The organism is Photobacterium sp. SKA34 (assembly GCF_000153325.1).
Lineage (GTDB): Bacteria > Pseudomonadota > Gammaproteobacteria > Enterobacterales > Vibrionaceae > Photobacterium.
Genome location: NZ_CH724145.1, coordinates 204,495 through 230,627, shown reverse-complemented (window position 1 = coordinate 230,627; position 26,133 = coordinate 204,495). Strand labels below are relative to the sequence as shown.

The 26,133-nt window shown below is 41.7% G+C and carries 23 protein-coding genes and 11 tRNA genes; 1 reads left to right on the top strand and 33 read right to left on the bottom strand.

The window, feature by feature from the left end; translation table 11 throughout:
* Nucleotides 1–7: 7 nt before the first annotated feature.
* The 19 genes from oadA to pncC all read right to left on the bottom strand — a co-directional run bounded on the left by oadA (nucleotide 8) and on the right by pncC (nucleotide 11,733).
* On the bottom strand, nucleotides 8–1,789 hold the full coding sequence (gene oadA / locus SKA34_RS19560; protein ID WP_006647226.1) for a sodium-extruding oxaloacetate decarboxylase subunit alpha: 1,782 nt from the start codon (nucleotides 1,787–1,789) through the stop codon (nucleotides 8–10).
* A gap of 61 nt (nucleotides 1,790–1,850) precedes the next feature.
* The gene (locus SKA34_RS19555) at nucleotides 1,851–2,105 is read right to left on the bottom strand and encodes an oxaloacetate decarboxylase subunit gamma (protein ID WP_006647225.1); all 255 of its coding nucleotides are present in this window, start codon (nucleotides 2,103–2,105) and stop codon (nucleotides 1,851–1,853) included.
* 435 nt (nucleotides 2,106–2,540) lie between these two features.
* Nucleotides 2,541–2,617: transfer RNA gene (locus SKA34_RS19550), tRNA-Arg, on the bottom strand.
* A gap of 50 nt (nucleotides 2,618–2,667) precedes the next feature.
* Nucleotides 2,668–2,744 (bottom strand) — tRNA-Arg (locus tag SKA34_RS19545).
* Between the two features lie 50 nt (nucleotides 2,745–2,794).
* A tRNA-Arg gene (locus SKA34_RS19540) sits at nucleotides 2,795–2,871 on the bottom strand.
* Nucleotides 2,872–2,921: 50 nt separating this feature from the next.
* Nucleotides 2,922–2,998: transfer RNA gene (locus SKA34_RS19535), tRNA-Arg, on the bottom strand.
* Between the two features lie 50 nt (nucleotides 2,999–3,048).
* Nucleotides 3,049–3,125: transfer RNA gene (locus tag SKA34_RS19530), tRNA-Arg, on the bottom strand.
* A 50-nt stretch (nucleotides 3,126–3,175) separates the two neighbouring features.
* Nucleotides 3,176–3,252 (bottom strand) — tRNA-Arg (locus SKA34_RS19525).
* Between the two features lie 102 nt (nucleotides 3,253–3,354).
* A tRNA-Ser gene (locus SKA34_RS19520) sits at nucleotides 3,355–3,446 on the bottom strand.
* Between the two features lie 48 nt (nucleotides 3,447–3,494).
* Nucleotides 3,495–3,571: transfer RNA gene (locus SKA34_RS19515), tRNA-Arg, on the bottom strand.
* A gap of 64 nt (nucleotides 3,572–3,635) precedes the next feature.
* A tRNA-Ser gene (locus SKA34_RS19510) sits at nucleotides 3,636–3,727 on the bottom strand.
* 48 nt (nucleotides 3,728–3,775) lie between these two features.
* Nucleotides 3,776–3,852 (bottom strand) — tRNA-Arg (locus SKA34_RS19505).
* 53 nt (nucleotides 3,853–3,905) lie between these two features.
* Nucleotides 3,906–3,997 (bottom strand) — tRNA-Ser (locus tag SKA34_RS19500).
* A gap of 249 nt (nucleotides 3,998–4,246) precedes the next feature.
* Nucleotides 4,247–4,444, bottom strand: a complete 198-nt coding sequence (gene csrA / locus SKA34_RS19495) for a carbon storage regulator CsrA (protein ID WP_005371488.1) — start codon at nucleotides 4,442–4,444, stop codon at nucleotides 4,247–4,249.
* Nucleotides 4,445–4,530: 86 nt separating this feature from the next.
* Nucleotides 4,531–5,715 (bottom strand): aspartate kinase, encoded by a 1,185-nt coding sequence (locus tag SKA34_RS19490; protein WP_006647224.1) that lies wholly within the window; start codon nucleotides 5,713–5,715, stop codon nucleotides 4,531–4,533.
* Nucleotides 5,716–5,731: 16 nt separating this feature from the next.
* Nucleotides 5,732–8,356, bottom strand: coding sequence for an alanine--tRNA ligase (alaS, locus tag SKA34_RS19485; protein ID WP_006647223.1), 2,625 nt, complete (start codon nucleotides 8,354–8,356; stop codon nucleotides 5,732–5,734).
* A 289-nt stretch (nucleotides 8,357–8,645) separates the two neighbouring features.
* Nucleotides 8,646–9,875: a voltage-gated potassium channel protein gene (kch, locus tag SKA34_RS19480; RefSeq protein WP_006647222.1), complete on the bottom strand. Its 1,230-nt coding sequence runs from the start codon at nucleotides 9,873–9,875 to the stop codon at nucleotides 8,646–8,648.
* A 191-nt stretch (nucleotides 9,876–10,066) separates the two neighbouring features.
* Entirely contained in the window at nucleotides 10,067–11,116 is a 1,050-nt protein-coding gene (gene recA, locus SKA34_RS19475) for a recombinase RecA (protein WP_006647221.1), read from the bottom strand.
* A 125-nt stretch (nucleotides 11,117–11,241) separates the two neighbouring features.
* Entirely contained in the window at nucleotides 11,242–11,733 is a 492-nt protein-coding gene (gene pncC, locus SKA34_RS19470) for a nicotinamide-nucleotide amidase (RefSeq protein WP_006647220.1), read from the bottom strand.
* Nucleotides 11,734–11,970: 237 nt separating this feature from the next.
* Here pncC and mutS point away from each other — a divergent pair, with 237 nt between their 5' ends.
* Entirely contained in the window at nucleotides 11,971–14,550 is a 2,580-nt protein-coding gene (gene mutS / locus SKA34_RS19465; protein WP_006647219.1) for a DNA mismatch repair protein MutS, read from the top strand.
* Between the two features lie 117 nt (nucleotides 14,551–14,667).
* Here the strand turns inward: mutS and rpoS are convergent, their stop codons facing one another.
* From rpoS to SKA34_RS19400, 14 genes are all read right to left on the bottom strand, one after another.
* Nucleotides 14,668–15,681 (bottom strand): RNA polymerase sigma factor RpoS, encoded by a 1,014-nt coding sequence (rpoS, locus tag SKA34_RS19460; RefSeq protein WP_006647218.1) that lies wholly within the window; start codon nucleotides 15,679–15,681, stop codon nucleotides 14,668–14,670.
* Nucleotides 15,682–15,763: 82 nt separating this feature from the next.
* Nucleotides 15,764–16,627: a peptidoglycan DD-metalloendopeptidase family protein gene (locus SKA34_RS19455; protein WP_039861017.1), complete on the bottom strand. Its 864-nt coding sequence runs from the start codon at nucleotides 16,625–16,627 to the stop codon at nucleotides 15,764–15,766.
* 21 nt (nucleotides 16,628–16,648) lie between these two features.
* Complete coding sequence (locus SKA34_RS19450) at nucleotides 16,649–17,278, bottom strand: protein-L-isoaspartate(D-aspartate) O-methyltransferase (protein WP_006647216.1); 630 nt, start codon at nucleotides 17,276–17,278, stop codon at nucleotides 16,649–16,651.
* A 2-nt stretch (nucleotides 17,279–17,280) separates the two neighbouring features.
* Nucleotides 17,281–18,030, bottom strand: a complete 750-nt coding sequence (surE, locus tag SKA34_RS19445) for a 5'/3'-nucleotidase SurE (protein ID WP_006647215.1) — start codon at nucleotides 18,028–18,030, stop codon at nucleotides 17,281–17,283.
* Nucleotides 18,008–19,063 carry a tRNA pseudouridine(13) synthase TruD gene (gene truD / locus SKA34_RS19440; RefSeq protein ID WP_006647214.1) on the bottom strand — a complete coding sequence of 352 codons (1,056 nt, stop codon included), beginning with the start codon at nucleotides 19,061–19,063 and terminating at the stop codon, nucleotides 18,008–18,010. The genes surE and truD overlap by 23 nt, the downstream gene beginning before the upstream one ends.
* A gap of 34 nt (nucleotides 19,064–19,097) precedes the next feature.
* Complete coding sequence (gene ispF, locus SKA34_RS19435) at nucleotides 19,098–19,574, bottom strand: 2-C-methyl-D-erythritol 2,4-cyclodiphosphate synthase (RefSeq protein WP_006647213.1); 477 nt, start codon at nucleotides 19,572–19,574, stop codon at nucleotides 19,098–19,100.
* The gene (ispD, locus tag SKA34_RS19430) at nucleotides 19,574–20,284 is read right to left on the bottom strand and encodes a 2-C-methyl-D-erythritol 4-phosphate cytidylyltransferase (RefSeq protein WP_006647212.1); all 711 of its coding nucleotides are present in this window, start codon (nucleotides 20,282–20,284) and stop codon (nucleotides 19,574–19,576) included. The genes ispF and ispD overlap by 1 nt, the downstream gene beginning before the upstream one ends.
* Nucleotides 20,285–20,320: 36 nt before the next feature.
* On the bottom strand, nucleotides 20,321–20,599 hold the full coding sequence (ftsB, locus tag SKA34_RS19425) for a cell division protein FtsB (RefSeq protein ID WP_006647211.1): 279 nt from the start codon (nucleotides 20,597–20,599) through the stop codon (nucleotides 20,321–20,323).
* Between the two features lie 341 nt (nucleotides 20,600–20,940).
* The gene (gene eno / locus SKA34_RS19420) at nucleotides 20,941–22,245 is read right to left on the bottom strand and encodes a phosphopyruvate hydratase (protein ID WP_006647210.1); all 1,305 of its coding nucleotides are present in this window, start codon (nucleotides 22,243–22,245) and stop codon (nucleotides 20,941–20,943) included.
* Nucleotides 22,246–22,324: 79 nt separating this feature from the next.
* Nucleotides 22,325–23,965, bottom strand: coding sequence for a CTP synthase (locus SKA34_RS19415; protein ID WP_006647209.1), 1,641 nt, complete (start codon nucleotides 23,963–23,965; stop codon nucleotides 22,325–22,327).
* Nucleotides 23,966–24,183: 218 nt separating this feature from the next.
* Nucleotides 24,184–24,996, bottom strand: coding sequence for a nucleoside triphosphate pyrophosphohydrolase (gene mazG, locus SKA34_RS19410; RefSeq protein ID WP_006647208.1), 813 nt, complete (start codon nucleotides 24,994–24,996; stop codon nucleotides 24,184–24,186).
* A gap of 101 nt (nucleotides 24,997–25,097) precedes the next feature.
* Entirely contained in the window at nucleotides 25,098–25,412 is a 315-nt protein-coding gene (locus SKA34_RS23235; protein ID WP_157044511.1) for a hypothetical protein, read from the bottom strand.
* Between the two features lie 14 nt (nucleotides 25,413–25,426).
* Nucleotides 25,427–25,615, bottom strand: coding sequence for a hypothetical protein (locus tag SKA34_RS19405; RefSeq protein ID WP_006647206.1), 189 nt, complete (start codon nucleotides 25,613–25,615; stop codon nucleotides 25,427–25,429).
* A 145-nt stretch (nucleotides 25,616–25,760) separates the two neighbouring features.
* Nucleotides 25,761–26,069 (bottom strand): hypothetical protein, encoded by a 309-nt coding sequence (locus SKA34_RS19400; protein ID WP_157044510.1) that lies wholly within the window; start codon nucleotides 26,067–26,069, stop codon nucleotides 25,761–25,763.
* Nucleotides 26,070–26,133 lie beyond the last annotated feature (64 nt).

Here is a 26,133-nt window from a genome sequence, read left to right as displayed (position 1 = left end):
TTACCTCTTATGCCAGGCTAACGATTGGCGATCCAACAGTCACAGAGTCACCTTCTTTAACATGTAGTTGGTCAACGACACCACTACGTGCTGCACGTACCTCTGTTTCCATCTTCATCGCTTCTAAGATCACAAGAACATCACCTTCTGTTACTTGGTGACCCGGCTGAACGTTGATCTTAAAGATGTTACCCGCTAGCGGTGCTCCTACCGCCTCTGCAGCAGCACTTGCCGTAGACGCAGCAACAGGCGCTGATGCTGTCTGTTGTACCACTTCCACAGAAGAAAGTTCACCACCCTCTGCTACTTCAACGTTATAAACCTGACCGTTTACACGTACGCTATAGCTTTCAACCTCAGCTGCCGATTTAGCAGCAGGTGCTGCTACAACAAGCTCTTCCCCCGTAGGTGTTGGCTCAAAAGCATCTGAGTTGTTACGGTTTTTAAGGAAGTTAAGCCCAACTTGTGGGAATAATGCGTAAGTTAATACATCATCAACTTGTTGATCAGCTAACGTAATACCCTCAGCTTTTGCTTTTGCGACGAGATCATCAGTTAAGATAGCTAACTCATCATCAATTAAATCAGCTGGACGACAAGTAATAGGCTCAGCACCCTCAAGTACTTTCGCTTGAAGATCACTATTTACAGCCGCTGGCGCTGCGCCATATTCACCTTTTAGAATACCCGCCGTTTCTTTACTGATACTCTTATAACGCTCACACGTAAGTACGTTTAATACAGCCTGAGTACCTACAATTTGTGATGTTGGCGTAACTAATGGAATAAAACCAAGATCTTCACGTACACGTGGAATTTCTTCTAATACTTCATCAAAACGATCGGCTGCTCCTTGCTCTTTTAACTGACTTTCCATGTTGGTCAGCATGCCACCAGGCACTTGCGCTAATAGAATACGTGCATCAACACCTTTTAAGCTGCCTTCAAATTTCGCGTATTTCTTACGAACATCTCGGAAATAGCTAGCAATAGGCGCGAACTTTTCAAGATCTAAGTTCGTATCACGACCTGTACCTTGGAGCATTGCGACTACGGTTTCTGTTGGTGTGTGGCCGTAAGTTTGGCTCATTGAAGAAATAGACGTATCTAGAATATCGAGTCCAGCTTCTACTGCCTTCACAGCGGTTGCTGTTGAAAGGCCCGTTGTTGCATGGCAGTGCAAGGCCAATGGAATATCACATGATGCTTTAATACGTTTGATCAGCTCTTCGGCTTCATAAGGTTTCAGTAACCCCGCCATATCCTTAATACAAATAGAGTGACAGCCAAGATCTTCTAAACGCTTAGCAAGATCGGTCCATGTATCTAAGGTATGAACCGGACTTGTTGTGTAAGAAATAGTACCTTGTGCATGGGCACCTACATCAATCGTCGACTTTACGGCTTTTTCAAAATTACGCACATCATTCATTGCATCAAAAATACGGAAAACATCCATACCATTTGCATGTGCACGTTCAACAAATTTCTCAACAACATCATCACCATAATGACGATAGCCTAGTAAATTCTGTCCACGAAGTAACATCTGCATCGGTGTTTTTGGCATCACTTGCTTTAATGCACGTAGACGCTCCCAAGGATCTTCACCAAGATAACGAATGCATGAATCAAAAGTAGCGCCGCCCCATGTTTCTAACGACCAATAACCCACATCATCAAGTTGAGCCGCAATTGGCAACATATCTTCAAGGCGAAGACGGGTAGCAAATAAAGATTGGTGTGCATCACGCAATACCACATCAGTGATAGCTAGAGGCTTGGACATGTTCAAAACTCCTTGTAAGAATAAGTGTCCTAAAATCAAAACTATTTATTAGTTGGAAATATCAGCTCGAGCTCTTCGCTTGGCGATACTGATGCACAGCGACTGAGATCGCTGCAATCACATCGGGTTTAATACCGTTTTGATTTGGGGTCACTGCCGGTTTAGCAGTTTGAGGGGCTTCAATTGGCTCTGCTGGCGCAAGTTTTGCCAACAATTTCACCAAAAAAATAAGGATTGATAGAAAGACAAATACAACAACCATTCCTGTTGCCATAATTACCGCTGCTTGCCACAGCGTATCTCCCAAATCAGTCATCATAAGTTCCTTCTAGTTGTAACCGTAGTGTTAACGATTATCACGACAATTAAAAACAAGTCAAACTGATTTACAAAAATTGGTTGTTTTTGCAACATCTATCCAATTTTCACTCAAATAAAGCATATTTATCAGCCTTAATTGCAATATTTCATCACATGTAGCCACAATATAAATTCAAATACACAAAAATCTAATATAGAGAAGCAAGACACTGAAATATAGTAAAAAAAAAGATTTAATATATATCTTGAGGGGATAATATTTTTCTAAAAAAGAGGATTTATCGTATCAAATAAGCTCTTAGGTACCCTTCTTGACACTAAATAAATAAAACCATTATAACTTATTCACAATAATGATATAAAAACTTAGCGATGCTTAGAAATCAAAAAAAGATACAAAAAAGCCCAGCAAAAGCTGGGCTCTAAATGATGGTGCGCGCGGGAGGATTCGAACCTCCGACCGCCTGGTTCGTAGCCAGGTACTCTATCCAGCTGAGCTACGCGCGCACTAAATCGGTGTAACAGTAACAAACATTAAGGCTCATCACTTTTAATAATGGTGCGCGCGGGAGGATTCGAACCTCCGACCGCCTGGTTCGTAGCCAGGTACTCTATCCAGCTGAGCTACGCGCGCACTAAATCGGTGTAACAGTAACAAGCATTAAGGCTCATAACTTTTAATAATGGTGCGCGCGGGAGGATTCGAACCTCCGACCGCCTGGTTCGTAGCCAGGTACTCTATCCAGCTGAGCTACGCGCGCACTAAATCGGTGTAACAGTAACAAGCATTAAGGCTTATCACTTTTAATAATGGTGCGCGCGGGAGGATTCGAACCTCCGACCGCCTGGTTCGTAGCCAGGTACTCTATCCAGCTGAGCTACGCGCGCACTAAATCGGTGTAACAGTAACAAGCATTAAGGCTCATCACTTTTAATAATGGTGCGCGCGGGAGGATTCGAACCTCCGACCGCCTGGTTCGTAGCCAGGTACTCTATCCAGCTGAGCTACGCGCGCACTAAATCGGTGTAACAGTAACAAGCATTAAGGCTCATCACTTTTAATAATGGTGCGCGCGGGAGGATTCGAACCTCCGACCGCCTGGTTCGTAGCCAGGTACTCTATCCAGCTGAGCTACGCGCGCACTGTTCTTTCTTTTAGGAAAGATATTGCTTTTAGCTATAAAAGGATATAATGCATTCGACAAACCTTACCTTGCGATAATCGTTGACGAAAGCAAAATAAATGGCGGTGAAGGAGGGATTCGAACCCTCGATACGGGATAAACCGTATACTCCCTTAGCAGGGGAGCGCCTTCAGCCTCTCGGCCACCTCACCACACAAATCGGTGTGAATAACAAGTTTACCACTCATCACTCTAAATAATGGTGCGCGCGGGAGGATTCGAACCTCCGACCGCCTGGTTCGTAGCCAGGTACTCTATCCAGCTGAGCTACGCGCGCACTGGGTGTTTCTCGCTAAAGAAATCACCATATTGATATCAACAAGGTTGTCATCAATAAAGAATGGCGGTGAAGGAGGGATTCGAACCCTCGATACGGGATAAACCGTATACTCCCTTAGCAGGGGAGCGCCTTCAGCCTCTCGGCCACCTCACCACACAAATCGGTGTGAATAACAAGTTTACCACTCATCACTCTAAATAATGGTGCGCGCGGGAGGATTCGAACCTCCGACCGCCTGGTTCGTAGCCAGGTACTCTATCCAGCTGAGCTACGCGCGCACTAAATGCCTTATCGGCTAACTTATCTTATCAAAATAAAACAAGTTGAAAGATGGCGGTGAAGGAGGGATTCGAACCCTCGATACGGGATAAACCGTATACTCCCTTAGCAGGGGAGCGCCTTCAGCCTCTCGGCCACCTCACCGTCTTTCGGGGGCTCATATTACTGTCAGCCAAAAATAAGTCAATCACTTTATTGATAAAAAATGACAATCACGAACCGCATGCGTACTTAATAGTCAATGAGGTAATTTATACAACGTAAGCGTTGAAATATTCACTTAATTTTAACTTAATTGGTCCTGTAATTACTGACGATTAAATAAATATTTAAACGTATTCATTTATTACAGATACAAAAAAGGCCTAGTTTTTATACCAGACCTTCTTCAAATTAATAGTTACCAGAACCCTGAGAGTCTGTTTCTTTTTCTGCTTGAATTCGCATGTAAATTTCTTCGCGGTGAACAGATACTTCTTTAGGTGCATTAACACCAATACGTACTTGGTTACCTTTAACACCTAAAACAGTTACGGTTACTTCATCACCGATCATTAGGGTTTCACCTACGCGACGTGTCAAAATTAACATTTATGTGCTCCTTGAGTCATCTCAAACTTATAAGAATTTAACGTTTATTATCCAATATTATTTACTATTTCGTAAATAGCCACTGCTCAAGAAACAGCGAGATATGATTGATTATCCAGACTTTGACCGTCAACCACAAACCTTTTATGGATTAAATCTACAGCAGCAACATGATCATCATGATTAATTAACAAAGATAAGCATTTTTTGTCGCTCTGATAAATATGCACTTTAATGTTAGCCTCCTTTAACACCTTTTGAACAGAATCCAAATAGTGTTCCGTATTCTCTCCTACCAAGGAAAGAATAGAGACCATACCAATATGGCGCATTTTACTATCAAAAACTAGTTTCAAGCGTGCAATATCATCATTTACAACAACTATTTGTGATTTATTCTCATCTCTTGCATGATCAATAATCCATGCAGTTCCACCAAATAATGCTAAATGTTTGCTGATCTCAGTTTCTGGAAGCGCTATTTCAAGCAACACATGTTGATTTTGTAACGCGATACCAATGATAGTTGATGAAACCATACTATCAAAATTTACTAGCGTCCCTTCACTGTCATCAAAAGAAGAAAGTACACGAAGTGGAACGCGATGCTGGCAAGCATATTCAACAGATTGTAGCTGTAGTACTTTCGCACCTAAACGAGCCATTGACGTCATGTAGTCAAAATGAATGACATCAAGTCGTATTGCTGAAGGAACAATTCTTGGATCGGTAGAATAAACGCCATCAACATCAGTAAAGATCTGACATTCGTCTGCATCTAACGCACTTGCAATCGCTACTGCGGTAGTATCAGAACCACCGCGCCCCAATGTCGTAATATTGCCATCAATATCACGACCTTGAAAGCCAGCGACAATAACAATGTTATCGTCGCCAAGTAATGCGGTTATTCGCTGCGTTTCAACTTCACGAATAGTGGCATTATTAAATGCATTATCTGTTCGAATAACAACTTGATCAGCGATCAACGATACCGCACTGTAGCCACGTTTATTCAATGCCATGGCTAACAAGGCAATTGACACCTGCTCTCCCGCTGCAAGCAATACATCTAGCTCACGCGGTGTTGGTATTTCGTCTATTTGCTTAGCTAAACCTAATAAACGATTGGTCTCTCCTGCCATCGCAGAAAGAACAACGACAACCTGATGGCCAGACTGGCGCGCTTTTATCACACGCTCAGCCACCGCTTCAATTCGCTCTATTGAGCCAACCGATGTCCCACCAAATTTCTGCACTAATAGTGCCACATCACCTCTCCAGTAATTACAGTTTATCAGCTAGCCATGGTGCAACGGTTTCTAGTGCTGCAGGTAATGCTGCTGCATCTGTACCGCCCGCTTGCGCCATATCAGGACGACCACCGCCCTTGCCGCCAACTTGTTGAGCGACTAGGTTAACTAGTTCACCCGCCTTAACTTTGCCAACAAGATCTTTTGTTACACCCGCAATTAAGCCAACTTTATCGTCACTTACATTACCGAGTAGAACTACACCACTGCCTAGCTGATTCTTTAATTCATCAACCATGCCACGTAGGGCTTTGTTATCAGCACCGTTAAGTTTTGCGATTAAAACTTTAACGCCGTTGATCTCTTGCGCTTGGTTGATAAGATTTGCGCCTTCTTGAGCCGCTAACTTATCTTTTAATTGTTGAATTTCTTTTTCTAGTTGCTTGCTGTGCGAAACTAACGCTTCCACTTTGCTAACAACAGATGCTGAATCAGATTTCACGAGACGAGCAGTCTTAGCAAGCATTACATCTTCGTTATGCATCTCTTCAATTGACGCAGCGCCTGTTACCGCTTCAATACGACGAATACCTGCAGCGATACCGCTCTCAGATAGGATCTTAAATAGACCAATGTCACCTGTGCGTGTTGCGTGAATACCACCACAAAGCTCAGTTGAAAACTCACCCATGCTTAGTACACGTACTTCATCATCGTACTTCTCACCAAACAGTGCCATTGCACCTTTCGCTTTCGCCGCTTCGATATCCATGATATTCGTTTCAATCACATGATTAGCACGGATTTGGTCGTTAACCATGGTTTCTACAGCGCGTAGTTGCTCTGGTTTCACCGCTTCTAAGTTAGAGAAGTCAAAACGTAGACCATCAGCTTTTACTAATGAACCTTTCTGAGAAACGTGTTCACCTAAGATAGTACGCAATGCAGCATGCATTAGGTGAGTTGCTGAGTGGTTAAGGCTGATTGCTGCTCGGCGTGCTGAATCAACAGACGCTGTTAGTTTTTGACCAACAGTTAGAGAACCTTCAGCAACTTGACCTTTATGGCCAATAGCTGCACCGAATTTTTGTGTATCATCAACGTTGAACAGTACAGCTTCAGCAGTAAGGATACCGCTATCACCACACTGACCACCTGATTCTGCGTAGAATGGCGTATTCGTTAGTACTACTAGCGCTTCTTCACCTGCATTTACACTATCAACAGCAACACCATCACGGTATAGGGCAACAATTTCGCTTTCGCCATCCGTAGCGCTGTAACCACAGAATACTGTTTCAGCATCAACTTTAATTGCATTGTTATAATCAACACCAAAGTTACCCGCATCACGAGCACGTTGACGCTGTTCTTCCATTGCCGCTTCAAAGCCGTCTTCATCAATAGTAAAGCCACGCTCACGAGCAACATCATTGGTTAAATCAGCAGGGAAACCGTACGTATCGTATAGTTTAAATACTGTTTCACCATCAAGCACCTTACCGTCTAACTTATCGAGTGCTTCGTTAAGAATTGTCAAACCTCGGTCAAGAGTACGACCAAAGTTGTCTTCTTCAATCTTAAGTACTTTTTCTACTAATTCTTGTTGTGCTTTCAGCTCTTCGCCTGCGGTACCCATGATTTCAGCAAGAGGGCCTACAAGCTTGTAGAAGAACGCGCCTTCTGCACCTAACTTATTACCGTGACGTACTGCACGACGGATAATACGACGAAGTACATAACCACGACCTTCGTTTGACGGCATTACACCATCAGAGATCAAGTAAGCACATGAACGGATGTGGTCAGCCACAACGCGTAGTGATTGGTTAGAAAGATCTTCAAAGCCGATCACTTTCGCCGCTTCTTTAATTAGCGTTTGGAAAATGTCGATTTCATAGTTTGAGTGTACGCCTTGCATGATTGCAGCAATACGCTCAATACCCATGCCTGTATCAACAGAAGGCTTAGGTAGCGGTTCCATTGTACCGTCAACTTGACGGTTAAACTGCATAAATACGTTGTTCCAGATCTCGATGAATCGATCGCCATCTTCTTCAGGTGTACCAGGTCGACCACCCCAGATGTGATCACCGTGATCGTAGAAAATTTCTGTACATGGACCACAAGGGCCGGTGTCACCCATTTGCCAGAAGTTATCTGACTCAAAAGGCTTACCACCTTTCTTATCACCGATACGAACGATACGATCCGCAGGAATACCTATTTCTTTGTTCCAGATATCAAATGCTTCATCATCAGTTTCATAAACAGTCACAACTAAACGATCTGCTGGCAGTTTAAGAACTGAGGTTAAGAACTCCCAAGCGTATCCAATAGCATCATGCTTGAAGTAATCGCCAAAGCTGAAGTTACCTAACATTTCAAAGAAAGTATGGTGACGAGCAGTAAAACCTACATTTTCAAGGTCGTTATGCTTACCACCTGCGCGTACACAGCGCTGAGCCGTTGTTGCTCGGGTATAGCTACGCTTTTCAAGACCTAGAAATGTATCTTTAAATTGGTTCATACCTGCGTTAGTGAATAACAACGTTGGGTCATTCGCAGGTACAAGAGAAGAGCTTTCCACTATTTGGTGGCCTTTGCTCTCGAAAAACGCAAGATACGCACGGCGGATCTCATCAGTGCTCATGTACATTGGCAAATCCTGAATTAATGCTTTATTGAAAGACAGAAAATCATACTTATGTGATCTTCCTTCTCGCCCTTTGGGGTATGAAAAACATACTTTAGTAAAAAGGTCGAGCTGAGTAATCGAACTAAGATAAATTTTTTGGGGGCTATTGTAAAACAACGGCAGCAATAACTGAAAATGTTATGTGGGAAAATGCACTAAATAATCTGATTATTTAATGCATTTGATAGGTAATAGCTCAAGATTGAATAAGACGTTCTCATAATTTATTAAATAAACGTTCTTTGGCTACCTACTTCGAGATCTCTTTTGCTGATAAGCCTTGAACAGAGTTAAGAAGTGAAGACACGATAGAATCGCTATCAATACTTTCACCATTTAACACTCGCGCTAAAATATCACTGGCAAATTGCTGCGGTGAAATCACAATATCAGGATTCACACTTTTCACTTTATTAATATTTTTACTGTCATTTACCAGTGCAACCGTACGTGCACTGCTTTCTAATTCAATCGCAGACAGCACAATAAAAGCATTATCAGCATCGTCATCACTTAATGCGAGCACTGCTTTTGCATTCATGACACCGGCTTGAGTTAAGATCTCACCGTCGCTGTAATCCCCTACCACGACATCTAAACCTTCAAGTAAATCTTTCGCTACTTGTTGAGTTCGAGAGGATACAATCACGGTGATAGGTTGTTTACGAGAAGACAGTTGTTTTATTGTATTTATTGCAAGGCTAGATAAGCCACAAATAATAAAATGATTGGCTCTATTCATTTTTTTAGTATTACCTTTAACTAGTCGCTCAAAACCACTATGAACAACAGGACCTAATACTGATGTCGCCGATGTGGCAAAGACCGTGATACCAGAAACAATGACAGAGATAGTAAATAATCGCGCAGGCTCCGAAACGGGAACGATATCACCATACCCCACAGTCGACATGGTTTCTATCGCGTAGTAAAACGCGGTCAATAATGAGGTAATTTTAGGGTCAAAACCATTACCAAAATACAGCGCACCATAGGTTGATGTTAGCATTAAAGTGATCACGCTGATCAACGCAAAAATACTACCCGCAGCAATACTGCTTTTGGAAAAATGGCGACGTACTAAAAACAAAATTAATAAAGAAATTAAGGCATAGTAAATATTATGCGTCTGATCTGGGTGGATATGCGCGGTATAAAGCGTATCGATGATCATTAAAGTAAAACTGATCATCCACGAGATTCGAGCTCGAAAAAAGAGTCCAATAGAACTTAAGGCAATAAACACGCCTAACATGAAATAAGGCGCATTAGTTAAGAAACTATGGTTAATTTGCTCATAATCTTTCACATTAAAGATCGTGATCAGATCAATCGGTAAACCATAAATAGTATGGAAAATTAAGCCACTATTAACCAATATAAATAATGCGACAAAAATATGCCTAATACTATATATCCATAACGCGAAACGCTGAAAAATGCGTCCTATCCAACGCAATAACGAAAAACCGTCTTTCACTTCGTATATACCTATTAATAAGCGATATCAATGATTTATCGTTATAGTTTAGTCAAAAAAATAACGTTCCTCTATATTAAAACAAAACATGGTGTTAAGAAGGATCTAATTTTAATTCTATTAATAAAATACACCAGATATAAAAAAACCCAATCCTAAGATTGGGTTTCTTGATACTAAATTAACGTAATTTAGAATGCTTCGTCTTCTTTAATATCAGCCTTATTCTCGTCAACTTGATCCCCCTCAGTTACAGGTGTTAGCAGCAAGTCACGTAATTTTTTCTCAATTTCAGCGGCAATCGCAGGATTTTCTACAAGGTACTTACAAGAGTTTGCCTTACCTTGACCAATTTTATTACCTTGGTAACTATACCAAGCACCCGCTTTTTCTACTAGCTTATGCTTAACGCCTAAATCAATTAGCTCACCATTACGGTTGAAACCTTGACCATAAAGAATTTGAGTTTCAGCTTGCTTAAACGGTGCTGCAATTTTATTTTTAACTACTTTAATACGAGTTTCGTTACCAACAACTTCGTCACCTTCTTTGATTGCGCCAGTACGGCGGATATCAAGACGAACAGAAGCGTAGAACTTCAGTGCATTACCACCTGTCGTAGTTTCTGGGTTACCAAACATCACACCGATCTTCATACGGATCTGGTTGATGAAGATACACATACAGTTTGACTGCTTAAGGTTACCCGTTAACTTACGCATCGCTTGTGAAAGCATACGTGCTTGCAGACCCATGTGTGAGTCGCCCATTTCACCTTCGATTTCAGCTTTAGGTGTTAGAGCTGCTACTGAGTCAACAACGATTAAATCAACAGCACCAGAGCGTGCTAATGCATCACAAATTTCAAGCGCTTGCTCACCTGTATCTGGCTGAGAAACTAATAGCTGATCGATATCAACACCTAGTTTCTGTGCATAAATAGGATCAAGTGCGTGTTCAGCATCGATGAAAGCACAGGTTTTTCCTTTACGCTGAGCTGCTGCAATCGTTTCAAGGGTTAAGGTTGTTTTACCTGATGATTCTGGACCGTAAATTTCAACAATACGCCCCATTGGTAGACCACCAGCTCCCAGTGCAATATCTAGCGATAATGAACCGGTTGAAATGGTTTCGATATCCATCGTACGGTTATCGCCCAACTTCATGATTGAACCTTTACCGAACTGCTTCTCAATCTGGCCTAACGCTGCGGCAAGAGCCTTTTGTTTGTTGTCGTCCATTCGACTCTCCAACGGATGCTAAAATGAAATGAGTGAAGTGTTTCTATGTCGCCTAGTATACTGTCTATTCATACAGTGTCTATAGGTCATCATAATTTTTTTGTTAAATGTGCGTTAGCCTTGTGCTACTCCGCCACACTTGTTGCTCGTTCAAGCATGACAGACAATGCTTTAGCAATCGCTTGTAATCGTATATTTTTTCGATCGCCTTCAAAATGGCAGCACGTTGTTTGTCGCCAACCCGTTGCTTCAGCCCAACAGAACCAAACTGTACCCACAGGTTTTTCTTCACTACCACCATCAGGGCCTGCAATACCACTGATAGCTACACTAATATCTGCCCGTGAAGCAGCTAAAGCACCACACGCCATTTCAAATACAACAGCTTCACTTACCGCACCAAATTCTGCTAATGTCGCGCTAGAAACACTTAACATTTCTTGCTTTGCTTCGTTGCTATAGGTAACAAATGAACGATTAAACCAAGCAGAACTACCTGCAATTTCAGTGATCGCATAAGCTACACCACCTCCAGTACAAGATTCCGCAGTCGTTACAATCCAATTTTTATTTTTTAATGCCTGGCCTAAGTCTGTCGCAAGCTGTTCTATATTCATTTTTATTTGCTCCTTGCTAACACTATCAACGTGAAATGCTCTCAATATCTCGTTTCGTAATGCGAATTAAATATTCTTATCTCGACTTTACGCCTATCTAAGGCTGTTGCAAATATCTAAAAAAACGTATTTCGCTACTTTGCCCTATAGTCAGATTCACGTATCCTTAGCGATCAATATTCATTGGTCATGCTGATATGTAAGCATGACCACGTTCAAGCAAGAGTAGGCAATATCGTGACGATAAAAGGCTTAGAAAAACATACACCTATGATGCAGCAGTTCTTAAGAATAAAAGCTGAGAATCCTGATATATTATTGTTCTATCGCATGGGTGATTTCTATGAAATGTTTTTTGATGATGCGAAGCGTGCCTCTCAACTGCTTGATATTTCACTAACAAAGCGTGGCTCAACCAATGGCGAGCCGATTCCAATGGCTGGTGTGCCTTACCATGCAGTTGAAGGTTATTTAGCTAAATTGGTACAGCAAGGCGTATCTGTAGCGATTTGTGAGCAAATTGGTGATCCCGCTACCAGTAAAGGCCCTGTAGAACGTAAAGTGGTGCGTATCGTCACTCCAGGCACAGTCAGTGATGAAGCATTACTCAATGAGCGACGTGATAACTTAATTGCCGCTATTTATACTGAAAATGATAAATTTGGCTACGCAACATTAGATATCACCTCTGGTCGCTTCATGCTCACAGAGCCAAATAGTGAAGAAGAAATGCAGGCTGAGCTCCAACGCACTAGCCCTGCTGAACTCCTTTATCCTGAAGATTTTACCTACCTGCATTTACTGGAACCGTTTAAAGGCAAACGCCGTCGTCCTATTTGGGAATTTGAATTAGATACCGCGCGTCAACAACTAACTCTGCAATTTGGTACCCGTGATTTGATCGGCTTTGGGGTCGAGAATGCGGAGTTAGGGCTATGTGCTGCTGGCTGTTTAATGCAATATGTCAAAGATACCCAACGTACGGCATTACCACATATTCGTGCGATCACTTTAGATACTAAAGATCATGCGGTTATCTTAGATGCTGCGACACGTCGCAATTTAGAGTTAACGCAAAATCTTGCCGGTGGCTACGATAACACGCTAGCATCCGTCCTCGATCAAACCGCAACACCTATGGGGAGTCGTTTATTAAAGCGCTGGCTTCATCAGCCTATTCGCGATCAAAAACAATTGAATGGTCGCCTTGATGCCATAGAAGCATTTAAAAATAGCGGCATGTTTGTCGATGTATCGGGCGTCTTGCGTCACATGGGTGATTTAGAGCGTATTCTTGCACGTCTTGCACTACGTTCAGCACGTCCTCGCGATTTAGCCCGCATGCGAACGGCAATGCAATATCTACCCGAACTTGCTGAATTATTAGTGGAAATACCACAAGTACGCATTAACGACTTAGCCACTCACGCAGCACCAATGGACGACCTATGTGAGTTACTTGAACATGCCATTATTGAAAACCCACCGGTTATCATTCGTGATGGTGGCGTTTTAGCACCGGGATATAACGCAGAGCTTGATGAGTGGCGTGATTTAGCCGATGGCGCAACTAAATTCTTAGAAGAATTAGAAGCCAGTGAACGCGAACATCACGACATCGACAGCCTAAAAGTTGGCTTCAACCAAGTGCACGGTTTCTTTATTCAAGTGAGCCGTGGTCAAAGCCACTTAGTACCAAGCCATTATGTTCGACGACAAACACTGAAAAACGCCGAGCGTTATATCATCCCAGAGCTTAAAGAGCATGAAGATAAAGTCTTAAACTCTAAATCAAAAGCACTCGCTCTTGAGAAAAAATTATGGGAAGAGCTGTTTGATAAGCTATTGCCTCACCTTGAACAACTGCAAAATACAGCAAGTGCATTATCAGAACTTGATGTACTAACCAACCTTGCTGAACGTGCTGATAGCCTTAATTACTGTCGCCCTGAGTTAATGACAGAAACAGGCATCGAGATCACTGCGGGGCGTCACCCAGTTGTTGAGCATGTGCTAAGTGAACCGTTCATAGCCAACCCTATTTCGCTACATCAAAGCCGCCGTATGTTAATAATTACAGGTCCAAACATGGGTGGTAAATCAACCTACATGCGCCAAACCGCATTGATTGCGTTAATGGCGCATGTTGGCTCTTTTGTCCCAGCAGAAGCGGTAAAGATTGGCCCATTAGACCGCATATTTACCCGTATTGGCGCCTCTGATGACTTAGCATCTGGTCGCTCAACCTTCATGGTTGAAATGACAGAGACTGCGAATATTCTTCACAATGCTACCAAGCAAAGTTTAGTCTTAATGGATGAAATCGGTCGTGGTACCAGCACTTATGACGGCTTATCGCTTGCATGGGCAAGTGCGGAATGGCTCGCTGATAAAATCTCAGCGATGACACTATTTGCGACTCATTACTTTGAATTGACTGAGCTGCCATCACTGTTAACAGGGCTAGCTAATGTTCACCTTGATGCCGTTGAACATGGTGATGAAATAGCCTTTATGCATGCTGTACAAGAAGGTGCCGCAAGCAAGTCTTATGGTTTAGCTGTAGCGAGTTTAGCTGGTGTACCTAAGACGGTAATTAAACGCGCTAAGATCAAACTACAGCAATTAGAGGCATCAGGTCACCAACAAGCTCTGCAACCTAACGAGATCACAATTGGCGCCCCTAAAGAAGAGCATCAATTAAGTTTGATCCCAGAACCGAGTGAAGTAGAAGAAGCTTTAGCAAACGTGAATCCTGATGAGTTAACACCACGCCAAGCACTTGATGAACTCTATCGTTTAAAAGCGCTGCTTTAATTAAAAATCATTAAAATCAGATATAAAAAAGGACGCTGAAGCGTCCTTTTTTATTACTTTAAATTCATTATTGTCACGTCAAAAGTGATTTACAAAAATTGTTAAAGCCATATCAATCTAAACTTCTTGATTAAACAATGATTCGATATTTAATCCTTGATGAGTCAACATATCTCGTAAACGTCGTAGACCTTCAACTTGAATCTGACGTACTCGTTCACGGGTTAAACCAATTTCTCGTCCCACATCTTCTAATGTTGAGGCTTCATAACCTAATAGGCCAAATCGACGCGCTAACACTTCTCGTTGTTTAGGGTTGAGTTCTTGTAACCAGTGAACAATCGAGTTTTTAATATCATCGTCTTGAGTTGATGACTCAGGGCTCCCACCTTTCTCATCTGGAATGATGTCAAGCAGTGCTTTTTCAGAGTCCCCACCGATCGGATTATCTACCGAACTCACACGCTCATTTAAGCGCAGCATACGGTTCACATCATCTACTGGTTTTTCCAGTTGTTGAGCGATATCTTCTGCTGTTGGCTCATGATCCAGCTTTTGTGCTAATTCACGTGCTGTACGTAAATAGACATTGAGCTCTTTAACGACATGGATTGGCAACCGGATAGTTCGGGTTTGATTCATGATAGCCCGTTCAATCGTTTGACGGATCCACCATGTGGCATAGGTAGAAAAACGAAATCCACGCTCAGGATCAAATTTCTCAACCGCACGAATCAAGCCTAAATTTCCTTCTTCGACTAAATCGAGTAACGCGAGTCCTCGGTTACTATAACGGCGTGATATTTTAACCACTAAACGAAGATTACTTTCAATCATACGTTTACGGGCGACTTCATCACCTCTTAATGCACGACGTGCATATAATACTTCTTCTTCTGCGGTAAGTAATGGCGAATAACCAATTTCACCGAGATAGAGTTGAGTAGCATCCAGTGCTTTTTGAGTGGCCTCATATTTGGCAAGTTCAGCATCATCTGTATCATCAGTTACAGGTGATGCTGCGGTAGTTTCAGAACTATCACCAGCAGACGTCGTTGCTGGTACATCAATGTCCAGTTCTTCGTCTAAAGTGAATGAATCAAGGTTTGTGGCTGTGCTGCTTCTACTCATAGCGCCTCCCAGATGGCGAGTTAGCAAGACATTACAACTTCATCATGTCATCTCTTATTGCTGCATCATTGATCTTTCACTTTTATTTCGGTAAATAGCGCATCGGATCAACGGATTTACCTTTATAGCGAATTTCAAAGTGTAGCCTTACACTGCTAGCCCCAGTGCTTCCCATGGAAGCTATCTTTTGCCCAGCTTTTACTTGTTGTTGTTCTTTTACTAAAATCTTATCGTTGTGTGCATAAGCACTTAAGTAGTCTTCACCATGCTTAATAATGACCAAATTACCGTAACCCGGTAGCGCATCACCAGCATATACAACAAGACCTGCGGCAGTCGCCTTAATGGCTTCTCCTCGCGTACCTGCAATATCAATACCTCTATTGCCGTTATCTGAATTAGAAAAACCAGCAATAATTTTACCTTTTACAGGCCAAGCCCATTTAGATGTTGCTGAGCTTATAATTGGCTTAGTTGTTACAGGTTTGTTAACTTTTGAGTTTTCAGAGTACTCTTTTGGTTTTGGCTGTGCAACCGTTTTATTGGTTGTTTTTTGCTCTGGTTGTTTAACTTCTGGCTTTTTCTGTGTTGTTGGAGTGATATTTACAACAGAAGGTTTTACCACAATAGGAGGCGTTGAAGTGCTATATGATGAACTATTACTTCCATTCGAGAGGACTAAACGTTGACCTGGGTAGATAATATAAGGTTCTGATAAATTATTGATTTTAACAATATCTTTTACATTTTGCCCCGTAACATAGGATATAAAATATAAAGTATCTCCTCTCTTTACCGTGTATGAATTTCCTTTAAAACTACCACGCTCTAATTGTGAATAATCTTTGCTAAGATTGGCAACCGGTGCTGGTGTATGACTACTACAAGCTGATAGCAGGATCATACTCGTCACTGCTAACAAGGAAGGTTGAATTATTTTTTTCATCATACACTCTGTATTCATGGTTTAAGCCAAATCTCCAGCCAATAAAGGCACAAATCTTACGGGTTCAATCACGGTTTCGCAAAATGCTTCGCCATTTCGAACAATCAATTTCAATTCTTGCTGTTGGCAACCAACAGGTAAAATTAATCGTCCACCATCAACAAGTTGAGCAAGTAAGCTCTGGGGGATCTCACTTGCTGCAGCTGTCACGATAATAGCATCAAAAGGGCCTTTGCTTGCCCATCCTTGCCATCCATCGCCATGTTTAGTTGATATATTATGTAACTCTAACTGCTTGAAGCGTCGTTTTGCCTGCCACTGTAACGCTTTGATCCGTTCGACAGAATAAACATGCTCAACCAGTTGTGCTAATACGGCGGTTTGATATCCAGAGCCAGTACCAACCTCTAATACTGACGATTGATAGGTTAACCCAAGTAACTCTGTCATTCTTGCTACAATATAAGGCTGAGAAATCGTTTGTCCGCTACCTATAGGCAACGCATTGTTCTCGTATGCCTGATAGGAAAAAGCTTCATCAATAAAGCGTTCGCGAGGCACTGTTGCTATCGCATTGAGAACGCGTTGATTACTGATCCCTTTATTGTTTAAAAATGTTATCAAGCTATCTACTTGATTTTGATACCGCATGACTACTGGATCTCCACATTTTTCATCCAGCCCTCAATTCCAACCATGGCATCATGCGCGGTTAAATCGACTTGTAGCGGCGTGATCGATACCGCTCCTTGCTCTATCGCATAAAAGTCAGTACCAAGACCGGCATCTTGGCACTGGCCTGGAGGGCCTAACCAATATAGCAGTTGTCCTCTTGGGTCATGCTCTTTGATCATATTTTCAGCACGGTGTCTTGCGCCTAGACGAGTGACTTGCCAAGGCTTGAGCTGCTCAAAAGGCACATCAGGCACATTAATATTCAATATATTGTTGCTAGGTAATGACTGCTTAGATAGTTGTTGAATCACTTGTTTCACAACCTTTGCTGCCGTTATAAAGTGTGTATGACCAACAAGTGATACTGCAATAGCAGGAACACCGAGAAAGTGCCCTTCTGTTGCCGCAGCCACAGTACCGGAATACAGCACGTCATCACCTAAATTAGCGCCATGATTGATCCCTGCAACGACAATATCAGGACGTTTATCTAACCATTCATTCAGTGCAAAATGCACACAATCAGTGGGCGTTCCTTGCACTGAAATACGGTTTTCAGCTTCTTGTCGAATACGCAGTGGATAATCTAAGGTCAATGAATTTGAAGCACCCGATCGATTTCGATCAGGTGCAACCACGATTACATCAGCCAGTTGGCTTAATTCTTTTGCCAGTGTATTAATACCTTCGGCAAAAATGCCATCATCATTGCTGATCAATATTCTCATCATTCACAACCTCAGATTTAAGTGGCATGATTAACTCACGCACTACCGAGGTGGCAAAACTACCAGCAGGCAGAGCAAATGAAACAATCAAATCTTTGTCTTCAAAATGCCATTGCATATTATTAGGCATTAATAATAATGCGCGACGATCATGACGCATTCGGTTATCTCGAACAAGTTTAACCAATGCAGGTTCTTGTTCAACAATCGTTAACTCAAATGCTTGTGCTTCAGCTTGAGTAGGCAGGGCATTATCACCAAGCAACGGACCTGTAATAGCTACCTCGCCACAATTAACTTGCTGTTGAAGTACATCTGTTACCACATCAGCAACAAACGTGCGCTCATCGCCTGCCATTTGTAAGCAATCGCCTGCCATAATGGTTGAGGTTAACCCTTGCTCAATTCGCTTTGATAATACTTGGTTAAACATCCAAGAACGTGCTGCTGATAAGTAAAAACTACGCTTACTCTTATCACGCACACGGAATTCATCATTGCCCCAAGCGCGTGCTTTAATCACGTTATTACCACCATGACCAAAACGCTGCTCACCAAAATAGTTTGCAACACCTTGTGCTTTGACCATTTCTAGACGCTCAGTTAATGCATCAAGGTTATCTAGATCAGTAAGGCGTAATTGGAACCAGTTACCAGCTAAATCACCTGGGCGTAATTTTTTATCATGGCGTGTCACTTCAAGAATTTCGACACCTGGATGTTCAGCTTCAAATTGGCTTAAATCAGGATCAGCTTTACCTGGTAAGTGAACACTTAACCATTGCTCAGTGATTGCATGGCGATCTTTCAACCCAGCCCAGCTAACATCACGTGATTTAACACCACATGCTTTAGCTAACTCATTCACTACATATTTGGTGTTTTCACCGACTTTGCGAATTTTCACCATCAGGTGCTCGCCTGTACCGCTAAATTTAAAACCAAGTTCTTCATTAACGATAAAGTCCTGAGGGCTGGCTTTAAGACGTCCGTGACAGATTGGCTTTGTATGTAGCCAATTAAAACAATCCATTATATTTTCTGCAGTGTTGGAGTGAGACATAAGCTCAAGATACCTTTTTAATTAAAACAACCGCTTCACAAGCAATGCCTTCTTTACGTCCAGTAAAACCTAAACGCTCAGAGGTCGTTGCTTTAACATTTACATTGGTGATATCTGTTTCCAGATCTTCTGCAATCGCTTGGCACATCGCATCGATATACGGCGCCATTTTTGGCGCTTGTGCAATAATGGTAACGTCTACATTACCAAGACTGTAACCTTGTGCTTTAACTTTACTGTAGACATCACGTAATAAAAATCGGCTGTCAGCACCAGCCCATTCCGCATCTGTATCGGGAAAATGACGACCAATATCCCCCGCGCCTATTGCGCCAAGTAATGCATCACATACCGCGTGTAATGCAACGTCACCATCAGAATGAGCGATCAGACCTTGCTCATAAGGGATCGCTACCCCACCAATAATTACCGGGCCTTCACCACCAAATTTATGAACATCAAAACCATGACCAATTCGCATTATGGTAATTCCTTTAATAATTGTTGTAGGTAGAACTCAGCTAAAGCTAAATCTTCTGGTTGGGTTACTTTTAGGTTATCCGCACGCCCTTTCACCAGCACAGGAGAAAAACCACAAAATTCAAGCGCAGACGCTTCATCAGTGATCACCGCCTCTTTTGTTAAAGCGGTCGTTAACGCATCACGTAGTTGACCGGCACGAAACATTTGAGGTGTTAATGCATGCCATAGTTGCTCACGGTCAACTGTATGATCAATCACTGCGAGTGAATTTGAATTAACAGTGCTACGTTTCATGGTATCGCGTACCGGCGTGGCAAGGATTGCGCCATATTCAGACGTTTCAGCCGCAGCCATTAATTGACGAAGATCTTCGATACCTACACAAGGGCGAGCGGCATCATGTACCATCACCCAAGCGTTATCATCATTGATTGCTGCTAAGCCTGAAAATACCGAATCAACACGCTCATTACCGCCATCAACCACAGTGATACGAGGATCGTTCGCTAATGGTAACGTCGAAAAGTAAGGATCATTCTTACCTACCGCAATCACAACATGTTGGACTTCAGGCAAGCTTAATAACCGCTCAACCGAATGTTCTAGAATCGTTTTACCAGCAATCGTTAAATATTGCTTAGGACGATCAGCGGCCATTCGGCTACCAATCCCTGCTGCAGGTACAATAGCAATACATTTATCGATCATGAAAGGTTATCTCATCACTTAACTAAAAATGTGTAATTAGTTACTATCACCAACAACACGAATAAATGTTTCCCCTGGTTTTACCAAACCAAGATCGGTACGTGCACGCTCTTCCACAGCTTCTTTGCCGCCATGAAGATCTTTGATCTCCGCATACATTTGCTGATTACGCTGATGTAATTCGGCATTAGCGGCTTGTTGTAAGCTTACGCTCTCTGTGACAGCGGTAAATTCGTTCATACCGTTTTTGCCATACCAGAAATCATATTGTAGCCAAGCGATAAGAACCAATAATACAATAATAAACAGGCGCATACTTCTCCCTGCGACATAATTTTAAACAGCAAGCTGCATTCCGATTATTGAATAAACCTAAATAATTGGAATACATTTTGCGAGTCAGCAATAATCCCATAATCAGTCAATGGTGACTACTATTATGCCATGAGACTTTACATCTCCCTTACTTAGCCCTTCTTTTTGTTGAAAATAAAAACAGCGTTCATGACAACAATACAACATAAGCATTTATTCCTACATAAATATTGATGTCGCTTAGTGATACGTTTTTTTATTTTAGAGATAAAAAAACCGCCTCTTGCAAGGCGGTTTTATTTAACCAAATTGAGTAAACTCAATCATCGCTTAATAAAAAATTAAGCTTGGCCTTTAACTTCTTTAAGACCGTTGAAAGGAGCACGCTCACCTAGTGCTTCTTCGATACGGATAAGTTGGTTGTACTTAGCAACACGGTCAGAACGGCTCATAGAACCAGTTTTGATTTGACCTGCAGCAGTACCTACCGCTAGATCAGCGATAGTTGCGTCTTCTGTCTCGCCTGAACGGTGAGAGATAACAGCAGTGTAACCAGCGTCTTTAGCCATCTTAATAGCAGCTAGAGTTTCAGTTAGAGAACCGATTTGGTTAAGCTTGATTAGGATTGAGTTAGTGATACCTTTCTCAATACCTTCAGCGAAAATCTTAGTGTTTGTAACGAATAGATCGTCACCTACTAGTTGAATTTTGTCACCTAGTAGTTCAGTTTGGTGCTTGAAGCCAGCCCAATCTGATTCGTCTAGACCATCTTCGATAGAAACGATAGCTGGGAACTTCTCAGTTAGATCTTTAAGGAAGTAGTTGAACTCTTCTGAAGTGAATTGCTTACCTTCACCTTTAAGATCGTAGATGCCTTGCTCTTTGTTGTAGAACTCAGATGCAGCACAGTCCATTGCTAGAGTAATATCAGTACCTAGCTCGTAACCTGCAGCTTCAACAGCTTCTTGAATTGCTTTAAGAGCAGCTTCGTTTGACTCTAGGTTTGGTGCGAAACCACCTTCGTCACCTACAGCTGTGCTCATGCCCTTAGACTTAAGAACTTTAGCTAGGCTGTGGAATACTTCAGAACCCATACGTACAGCTTCACGAAGTGTCTTAGCACCTACAGGCTGAATCATGAACTCTTGAATATCAACAGTGTTATCTGCGTGCTCACCACCGTTGATGATGTTCATCATAGGTAGAGGCATAGAGAACTGACCTGCAGTACCGTTTAGCTCTGCAATGTGCTCGAATAAAGGCATGCCTTTAGATGCAGCAGCTGCTTTTGCGTTAGCTAGTGATACAGCTAGGATTGCGTTAGCGCCAAAGTTTGATTTGTTTTCAGTACCGTCAAGGTCGATCATTACTTGGTCGATTGCAGCTTGGTCTTTTGCATCTTGGCCGATTAGAGCTTCAGCGATTGGACCATTTGCAGCAGCAACAGCTTTCAGAACGCCTTTGCCTAGGAAACGAGATTTATCACCATCACGAAGCTCTAGAGCTTCACGAGAACCAGTTGAAGCACCAGATGGCGCAGCAGCCATACCTACGAAACCACCTTCTAGGTGAACTTCAGCTTCAATTGTTGGGTTACCACGTGAGTCAATGATTTCACGAGCTAGAACTTTAACGATCTTAGACATTGTGTTTCCTCTTGCTTTATCTTCAAATTAAAAGCTAAAAAATAGCTGTAGCCATAACAACTACAGCTATCAGTAATCCTTACTGGTTAAGCTCACCACGGTGGTATGCACCCGCCGCTTTTACAAAACCTTCAAACAATGGGTGCCCATCACGAGGTGTCGATGTGAACTCAGGGTGGAACTGTGCAGCTACGAACCAAGGGTGATTCGGAACTTCAATAATTTCAACAAGTTTCTTGTCAGCAGACAAACCAGATACTTTTAGACCCGCTTTTTCAAGCTTAGGTAGTAAAGTGTTGTTTACTTCATAACGGTGACGGTGACGCTCATGGATCGTTGGCTGACCGTATAACGTACGCGCCTTAGAACCATCTTGTAGATGACATAACTGAGAGCCAAGACGCATTGTACCGCCTAGATCTGATTTCTCAGTACGCTCTTCAACTTTACCTTCACTATCAATCCACTCAGTAATAAGACCAACGACTGGATATTTAGTTTCAGCATTAAATTCAGTTGAATGCGCATCAGCCATCTTGGCTACATTTCGAGCAAACTCGATTAATGCTACCTGCATACCTAAACAAATACCTAGGTATGGAATATTATTTTCACGTGCGTATTGAGCAGTAAGGATCTTACCTTCAACACCACGGCTACCAAAACCACCAGGAACCAAGATTGCGTCAAGGCCGGCTAGTACCTCTGTACCTTTTGACTCAACATCTTGAGAATCGATGTATTTAATTTTTACTGATAAACGGTTTTTCAGACCCGCGTGTTTAAGCGCTTCATTAACTGATTTGTATGCGTCAGGCAGTTCAATGTACTTACCAACCATACCAATAACTACTTCGGAGGTAGGGTTCGCTTCTTCATAAATAACTTGTTCCCATTCAGAAAGATCGGCTTCTGGTGCTGTAATACCAAAACGCTTACACACTAAGTCATCAAGACCTTGAGCCTTAATTAATTGTGGGATTTTGTAGATTGAATCTACATCTTTCATTGAGATAACAGCTTTTTCCTGCACGTTACAGAACAGGGCAATTTTTGCACGCTCATTTGCAGGAATCATACGATCAGAACGACACACTAAGATGTCTGGCTGAATACCGATAGAAAGAAGTTCTTTTACTGAGTGCTGAGTTGGCTTGGTTTTCACTTCGCCAGCTGCTGCTAGGTAAGGAACAAGTGTCAAGTGCATGAACATGGTGTTTTCACGACCTTGCTCTACTGCTAATTGACGGATAGCTTCCATAAATGGTAGTGATTCAATATCACCTACAGTACCGCCTACTTCAACGATTGCTACATCATGACCTTCAGCACCCGCTAATACGCGAGATTTGATTTCATTCGTGATATGAGGAATTACCTGAATCGTTGCACCTAAGTAATCACCACGACGCTCTTTGCGTAATACGTCTGCGTACACACGACCAGCAGTAAAGTTATTACGCTTGGTCATCTTGGTACGAATGAAACGCTCGTAGTGACCTAAGTCTAGGTCAGTCTCTGCACCGTCTTCCGTAACGAATACTTCGCCGTGTTGAATTGGGCTCATTGTGCCTGGATCAACGTTGATGTAAGGGTCAAGCTTCATCATAGTCACGTTAAGACCACGTGCTTCTAAAATCGCTGCAAGTGATGCAGCAGCAATGCCTTTACCTAGAGAGGAAACTACTCCGCCCGTAACAAAAATGTAATTCGTAGTCATGTTTAACCTGGAAGATTGGTGTAGAGGATAAATGTATCTGGACGGGAAATTAGTATACCAGACACCATTTATCGCCACAACGTGAAAACTATCACACCGCCATTTGATTTTTTTTGCTTCAAATCAAGTAAGCGTTATGCCACTGAAATATCAAGCTTTAACAACCATAATAATGCTATATAGGTATAATCTATTTAAAAATAATGCTGAGATTTTAATTACTGGTTTTTACTTTCTTTCTCTTTAACATTATTCCATGCATCATCTAGCTCAGTTAATGAGCACTGACTAATGATCTTTCCTTGTTCTAGCACATTTTCTTCCACTTGGCGAAAACGCTTTTCAAATTTTTTATTGGCTTTTTGTAATGCCAACTCAGGTTTCACTTTTAAATGACGGCTTAAATTCACCACAGAAAATAGTAAATCACCGAGCTCTTCTTCTATTCGTTGTTGTTCTGGCACCGCTTGAATCACTTCGTCCATCACTTCATCAAGCTCTTCTTTTACCTTATCAACCACTGGCGCTAATTCATCCCAATCAAAACCAACATTCGCGCAGCGTTTTTGAATTTTATCAGCACGCATTAATGCCGGTAGTGCGTTTGGAATATTGGCAAGCAAGCTCACATCTTGATCTTTGGCTGCGCGCTCTTTGGCTTTTTCTGCCTCCCAGTTTTGTTTAACGGCTGCTTCATCTTCAAAATCAGCATCACTAAAAACATGAGGATGGCGACGGACCAGCTTTTCGCTTATGCCAGCAACGACATCATCAAAGTCAAACAACCCTTGCTCTTTTGCCATCTGACTATAAAAGACAACTTGGAACAGTAAATCACCTAATTCTTCTTTTACATCATTCCAGTTTTTCTGCTCGATAGCATCAGCCACTTCATAGGCTTCTTCAAGGGTATAGGGAACGATTGAATCAAAATTTTGTTTCAAATCCCACGGACAACCACGTTGTGGGTCTCGCAACTGAGACATAATTGCTAATAATTGTTCCATCCGAGATGCTTTTTTATTATCCATACCACCAACCCTTTAAAGTGGCGCTTTAAGCATCTAACTTTAAAGCGCCAAAAATTTGATAGTTAATACTAGAAAACTAATTTAGAAATTCATAGCAACGATCAATCATCATATTGGCAATGCCCATGTTGCTTATGATGATGATCTTTAGCGTGATCACAATTTTTATGTCCATTACCGCTATCATAATGGTGATTCTCACATCGATGTTGATGTGAATCATGCCGATGGTGTCTACACCCTTGGTGATGTGAATTATGGTGTTGGCAATCAGAATAATGAGAGCAGGTATGATTAAAAGAATCTACGCTAGAAGACTCTGCTAACGCATAGTGCGGCAACAGAAATGACATTAACAATAGCAATCCTGTAGTAAGACCTTTACCTGTGCTCAGGTTTAATACATTCGACTTCATAATATCCCCTTTAATTATTTAAACGTTACTTTATCTGCACCCTCTTTCATTCCCTGCAGACAAAGAATAAAAAATAGCAATTGTTTGATTTCATCACTAGGTACATTGATGAAATTTTTATCAGGAATAAGAAGCATTGAAATAAGTAATAAAATACTCGCAACATTATTTTTAGTTAATAATTTTAATAGTAAATTTTTCATAATAGTTCTCTTGCCGCTTTATTAATAAAGCAACGTCATTAATTAATAACAACTATCACTCATCCATATAATTCAGATGGGATAATTACTTTGTTAAATTAACACTTACTTTGAATCCAATTCAGATCCAGAAATAAGTAAACTATTAGGCAATAGGAGGGCGATAAATTGATTTTATAACGGCAAGAACAAGCGACTCTTGAAGATATTCAATAGGTAACAGCTTACTAACGCGAGCTATAATGAGTGGAGGAAAAGAGAGTAGATGAAATGGATTACTACCAGTACGAGGCAAGACTCGACAACATGAACACTGTGAACAATCACTACAACCGTTATCACATTGCAAACTGCAGTGATGAGATTGTTGAGTAGCTGTCTGCTTATATTGCAGTTCGTTCTTAATATTAATATCTAAATTAACAGCATTAGATACTTGAATATTTTGACTCATATACGCGGCATTTACACTACTACTTAACAGTAATATTGCTATAAATAATGCATATAATATTTTA